Below are 5496 nucleotides of genomic sequence, written 5' to 3'. Positions count from 1 at the left end.
TCTCGACAGGCTCCACAGTCTCCAACTCCACGGCGGTATCAGTCACTTGACGTCTCTCCCATGATCGTCGGATCCGCCGTTAGATTTACACTCCCTCGATGCGCTCGAGCCGCGCAAGCACGACGTCATCGACTTCGTGGACGAGGTCTCCGCCCCGATCCCCGTTCGCGTCATCGGTGACGTCCTTGGAGTGCCGCGCGAGGACCAGCACCTCATCCGGACATGGACGGACGAGATGTCCGACATGGGGGACATCAAAGTCGACTTCGAGGCCGGCACCGCGCATTCGGCAAAGGCCGAGAAGGCCGTCGGCGAGATGTTCGCATACCTCGCACACATGCAGGAGATCCGCGGGGTCCAGCCCGCAGACGACCTCGTCACCTCGCTCATGGGCGCCGAAATCGACGGCGAACGTCTCACCCTCCGTCAGCAGCGCGAGTGTTTCTTCATCCTGGCCACCGCCGGTAACGACACCACCCGGAACACGACAAGTGCCGGGGTGAAGGCGCTTTGGGAGTATCCGGAACAACGCGCAGCCCTGGCGGCGGACAGTTCCCTGCTCAAGACGGCTGTGGAGGAGTTCCTGCGGTGGGGCAGCGTCGTCACGCATTTCCGTCGTACGGCAACCGAAGACACCACGATCGGCGGAAAAGAGATCAAAGCCGGCGACTGGGTCGTGATGTACTACGGGGCTGGAAACCGCGACCCCGATGTCTTCACCGACCCGGACAAGCTCGATATCCGCCGTTCACCGAACGAGCACATGGCATTTGGAGGTGGCGGACCGCACTTCTGTCTGGGAGCGCCACTGGCCCGCCTCCAGATCCGAGTGATCGTCGAGGAGTTGCTCCGCCGCTACCCGAACTACGACGTCGTGGGGGAGACCCCCTACTCGCCGAGCAACTTCTTTCGCGGCCTTCACCGTTTTCCCGTCGTGCTCGAGCCTCGCTAACGGAGTCCGGTGTCATGAGCCTGAGAGTGGAAGCCGACGACGAGGTATGCATCGCCTCGGGGCAGTGTTCGGAACTGGCCCCGACGGTATTTGGCCGCGATGATCTGGGCATCGTGAGGGTGCTGACGGAGTCGCCGACGCTGGACGTCGAGACGGCTGCACGTCATGCCGCACGAATTTGCCCCGCGGCGGCGATTCGCATCCGCGAGGCCCCGAACGTCGAGTAGCTCCTGTCGGCCGACAAACTGTCGGCGGCCGGGAGCAGCCCAAGACCGCGCCTCCTTCCGGAATCACACACCAGTGCCCGAGACGGTGGCGTGGACTCACGAGAACGTTGGACTCGGAGCGGCAAGGGTTCCAGGACTTACTGACGCCTATTTTGTGCCGCAAGTCGATGGAAGGCTGGACGTATGAGTGGATGGCTGGAAGGCAAAGTTGCCATTGTCACCGGCGGCGGCAACGGAATTGGAGCTGCGATCTCGCGTCGCTTCTCCCAGGAGGGTGCCCGGCTGGTGATCAACGACCTCGGGACCAGTCCTGACGGCACCGGCGGAGACGAAGGTCCCGCGAAGGAGATCGCTGAGCAGATCATTGCCGGCGGCGGAGAGGCCGAGTACGACGGTGGCGATATCGCCGATACCGCCACCGGCGAGCGGCTCGTCGAAAGGGCTGTCGACACTTACGGCAGGTTGGACATCGTCGTCAACGTCGCTGGAATTCTCCGCGACCGCATGATCTTCAACCTCGAGGAGAAGGACTGGGACGCTGTCATCCGAGTCCACCTCAAGGGGCATTACAGCACCATTCGTCCAGCCTCGATCTACTGGCGCGGGCGTCGCGACCCCGACGCGAACAATCGGATCATCAACTTCACGTCGATCTCCGGGCTGCACGGCTCCGCGGGGCAGCCCAACTACGCCGCCGCCAAGATGGGGATCGTCGGTCTCACCTACTCGACCGCCAACGCGCTCGCCCGCTACGGCGTGACCACCAACGCCATCTCGCCCGGTGCCTCGTCCCGCCTGACCGCGACGGTTCCGCAGGAGCGGCTTCCCACGCATGACGAGGTTCAGCCCGCGGCCGCCGACCCGGAGCACATAGCCCCCATCGCGACGTACCTGGCAAGCGACCGGTCGCGCTGGTTGAACGGGCGTGTAGTTGGCGCCCGGGGCAACTCGGTGGAGCTCTACAACATCCCGGAGCCCATCCGCGTGGTGAGTTCCGCCACCGATTGGCAGATGGAGGACCTGGCCACCCTTGTCGAATCGAACTTCCGCAGCCCGGCCAGGGCTCCGCTGATCCCACCGTGGTTCGACACCGACGCCACCAACGGCTCCGGCGCTTGAGCGTGACAACGAGCAGCATGGTCACGGCGCCTGGGTGCCGAAAGCGCCGGGCACCGAACTCCAACCCCAGATAACTGGAGCGTCTTGTGGTGCGGCAGCTTGGACAGCCGCAGGCCCTGGCGGAAGCGTCGGTCGTCGCGGTCGGCCAGTTCCTCGGACAGGACCAGGTCGAGGAAGTCGAGGTAGCCCATCTTGGCCTCGTCCGCGCGCCGGATGTACTCGTTGATGGTCTCCGCCAGGTGGGGCAGGCCGAGCTTGCCGGCCGTGGTGCGGATGCGGTTGCCGGTCAGCTCGCTCAAGAGGACTCCTTCGTCGGCGAGTTGGTGGTGAAGGGCCGGGTACCGGTCAGCTCGTCGTAGACCGACAAGGGACGGCGTCCAACCTCGATCTGGGCGACTGCGGAGCGGTTCAACAGGCCCTGCAGCGGGCCGACTTGGCCGCCGCTGGTGGATTGGCGACGGGGCGGCTGGGGCACGTCGCCGGCTCGTGGTGCGACGGCTCTTGCGGGTCGACAGACCGTCCCAGTGCTGGTCCTGTTTGACTACGGCCCCGCGGCCGACGGCCCGTGGATACGCTCGGCGAAGTGCTTCTGCAGGAAGGGGAATATCCTCTTGCCCGTGCGGAGAGCGGGCGTGCTGTCAGACGCCGCCAGGGCCTCCTGCCTCTCGGTTCGCATCGCGATCCCGAGCCGGCGGGAGGCCCTTCGTCAAACTGTTCAGTTGATGCGGACGATCTTCCAGAGCTGGTCGTCGATGTTCAGGTCGTTCCACTGCACGACGGCCGCGCCGTTGCTGGTGGAGGACTGGGCGACGCCGGCGCTGAGGCCGCTGTTGACGTTCTTGAGTCTGTAGTAGCCGTTGCCCGCGTCGGTGAGCGTCCACTTCTGTGAAGCGGCGGCGGAGGACGTGTTCTGGACGACGGCGGCTCCCGCGGTGGTGGAGCCGCCCCCGATGTCCAGGTTGAGGTTGCTGTTGACGTTCTTCATGGTCCAGGCTCCCCCCGAGGCGGACTGGAAGGTCCAGAACTGGCAGCCGCAGGCGGTGTTCTCCCACTGATCGGCGGCGGTTCCGGCGGTGGTGGAGGCGTTGGGCACCTCCAGGTACTTGCCGCTGTTCTTGTTCACCAGCACGTACTGGCCGGTGGCGAGCGGAGGCAGGGCCACCTGGGTGAGGTTCCAGCGCTGGCAGGCGCAGCTGGTGCTGTCCCACTGGTCGGCGGCGGTGCCCACTGTGGTGGAGGCGTTGGGGATCTCCAGGTACTTGCCGGTGAGGCGGTTGGTCGCGGTGAAGCCGCCGGCGGGGCTGGGGGCGACGGCCCATTCGTGGTCGAGGGTGCCGTTGTCGTCCCATTGCAGGATCTGGGCGCCGTTGGCGGTGGAGCCGCCCTGCACGCCCAGGACCTTGCCGCTGGCCACGTTGAAGATCTTGAAGTAGCCGGACGGCTGGAGAGCGAAGCGCCACTGCTGGTCGGTGGCGTTGTCGGTGTTCTGCTGGGTGGCGAAGGCGCCGTTGGTGGTGGAGCCGCCGGCGATGGTGAGCTTCAGGTTGCTGCTGGCGTTCGCCACGGTGTAGGTAGCACCGTCGGAGATGCTGCCACCCAGGTCGATGGTGCCGTAGGTGATGGGGTTGAGGCCGGAGCCGTTGGGGCCGCCGCTGAGCACCAGCAGGCTGTGGCCGTCGGCGAGGGGGAGCATGCCGCGGCTGTAGCCGAAGGCGACGGTCGACTGGATGCGGGTCCAGGTGTTCGCGGCGCCGTTCTGGGTGTTGAGGAACAGATCGCCGGTGCTGTAGGCGCCAACGACGAGCGTGCCGTTCGGGCCGCCGGTGGGGAGCCATGTGATGTACGGGGTGCTGGTGGGTATCGTGCCGTCCGTCGATTGCAGGGGAATGCCCGTGACGGAGTTGAAGGCCTCCGGGTCGGCGGAGATCTTGTAGTAGACGGCGAAGTTGCCTGAGGGGGAGCCGCCGTACTCGTACGTCATGACGTAGTTGCCGTTGGGCAGCTTCGCGACGGTGGGCATACCCGGTCGCTGGCTGTAGGTGGGCATCGCCACATCGTCCACGACCGGAGCCCAGGTGTGGAGGTCCGTGGTGACCTGGTGCACGACCTTCTGGCCGTGGTCGGGGTCGCGCTGGTCGGAGTAGTAGACGATCAGCTTGCCGTTGGCGTAGAGGAAGAACGGCTCCCATACGGGGGTGTTGCCGTTGGTGTCGAAGGCTGCGCCGCCGGTGGCGATGTTGCTGACGAAGGCCCAGGTCTGCCCGTGGTCGGTGCTGGCGTAGACATCGATCTTGATGGCCGACCGGTCGGCGGGGACCGAGGCGCCGGCCGCCAGGATGGTGCCGGCCGGGAAGTTGCCCACCGCCGTGGGCAGTTCGAACAGCTCGGGCTCCCAGCGCATGCCCCAGCCGTTCTGGGTGTCGGCGACGCTGGAGATCTGCGTCCAGGAGTTGCCGTTGTTGGTGCTGCGGTAGATCGGGAAGACCGGCATGCCTGAGCTGGACTGCTCGAACGTGGCGAGCATCGTGCCGTTGGAGGAGCCGCTGTGCTCCAGCCGTATCGCGCGCGGGTACAGGGAGCCGGGAGCGGGGGCGTTCGACGGCGGGGTGTACATCGTCTGCGACGCACGGGCGAGGGCGTCCGCCCGGCCGGCGGCCGGCAGAACCAGCGTGGCCACGGCGACGAGCAGGGTGAATGCCAGGGGCAAGAAGGAGAGAAGACGGGAACGCGGAGCGGCGCCGGGTCTGGCGCCTGTTCGGGCAAGGGACATTGCGGCTCCCAGGGGAAGGTGTGTTTCGGTGTCCGCCGGCTCGGAACGGCTCGGAGTGACGCGGCGGGGTTTGTTGGGCGCGTGGCCCGGGGGCAGCTGGGCGCGGCTCGCGAGCGCGGGGGTGCGGCGCGACAAGCGCGGAATGGCGGAGGTGGGGCGCCCCGGCGTGTGGGTGTGCCGGAGCGGTGGCGCGAGGGGGTGGGTGGGTCAGAGGGAGGGCGGGGGCGCGGTCGAGCCGCGGACGATGAGTTGGACGGGTGGGTCACTCGCCGGCGGCAGTTCGGTGCCGGGCTTCTCGATGGCGTGCACGAGCAGCCGGATGCCCTCTCCGGCCGCGGCCTCGAAGGGCTGACGGACGGTGGTCAGGGGAGGCGAGACGTAGGCGAAGACGGGGTTGCCGTCTAAACCGACGACGCTGACGTCCTCCG

The 5496-nt window shown here is 66.9% G+C and carries 5 protein-coding genes and 1 pseudogene; 3 read left to right on the top strand and 3 right to left on the bottom strand.

What is annotated here, in order from left to right; genetic code table 11:
- Positions 1 to 136 precede the first annotated feature (136 nt).
- From ACWC09_RS52105 to ACWC09_RS52095, 3 genes are all read left to right on the top strand, one after another.
- Positions 137 to 952 carry a cytochrome P450 gene (locus tag ACWC09_RS52105; protein ID WP_450859297.1) on the top strand — a complete coding sequence of 272 codons (816 nt, stop codon included), beginning with the start codon at positions 137 to 139 and terminating at the stop codon, positions 950 to 952.
- Positions 953 to 966: 14 nt separating this feature from the next.
- A complete protein-coding gene (locus ACWC09_RS52100) occupies positions 967 to 1179 on the top strand; it encodes a ferredoxin (protein ID WP_450859295.1) in 213 nt (70 codons plus the stop codon).
- A 183-nt stretch (positions 1180 to 1362) separates the two neighbouring features.
- Positions 1363 to 2298: an SDR family NAD(P)-dependent oxidoreductase gene (locus ACWC09_RS52095; RefSeq protein ID WP_450859294.1), complete on the top strand. Its 936-nt coding sequence runs from the start codon at positions 1363 to 1365 to the stop codon at positions 2296 to 2298.
- A gap of 77 nt (positions 2299 to 2375) precedes the next feature.
- Here ACWC09_RS52095 and ACWC09_RS52090 read toward each other — a convergent pair.
- The 3 genes and pseudogenes from ACWC09_RS52090 to ACWC09_RS52080 form a co-directional block, all read right to left on the bottom strand.
- A pseudogene (locus tag ACWC09_RS52090) lies at positions 2376 to 2597 on the bottom strand (ATP-binding protein); the annotation flags it as partial.
- Between the two features lie 416 nt (positions 2598 to 3013).
- Entirely contained in the window at positions 3014 to 5068 is a 2055-nt protein-coding gene (locus ACWC09_RS52085) for an RICIN domain-containing protein (RefSeq protein ID WP_450859292.1), read from the bottom strand.
- A 207-nt stretch (positions 5069 to 5275) separates the two neighbouring features.
- Positions 5276 to 5496, bottom strand: a 221-nt coding sequence (locus ACWC09_RS52080) for a substrate-binding domain-containing protein (protein ID WP_450859290.1), incomplete at its 5' end; no start/stop codon positions are given.

The sequence above is a fragment of the Streptomyces sp. NPDC001617 genome (assembly GCF_053596855.1).
This window is presented reverse-complemented; position numbering and strand designations above follow the sequence as displayed.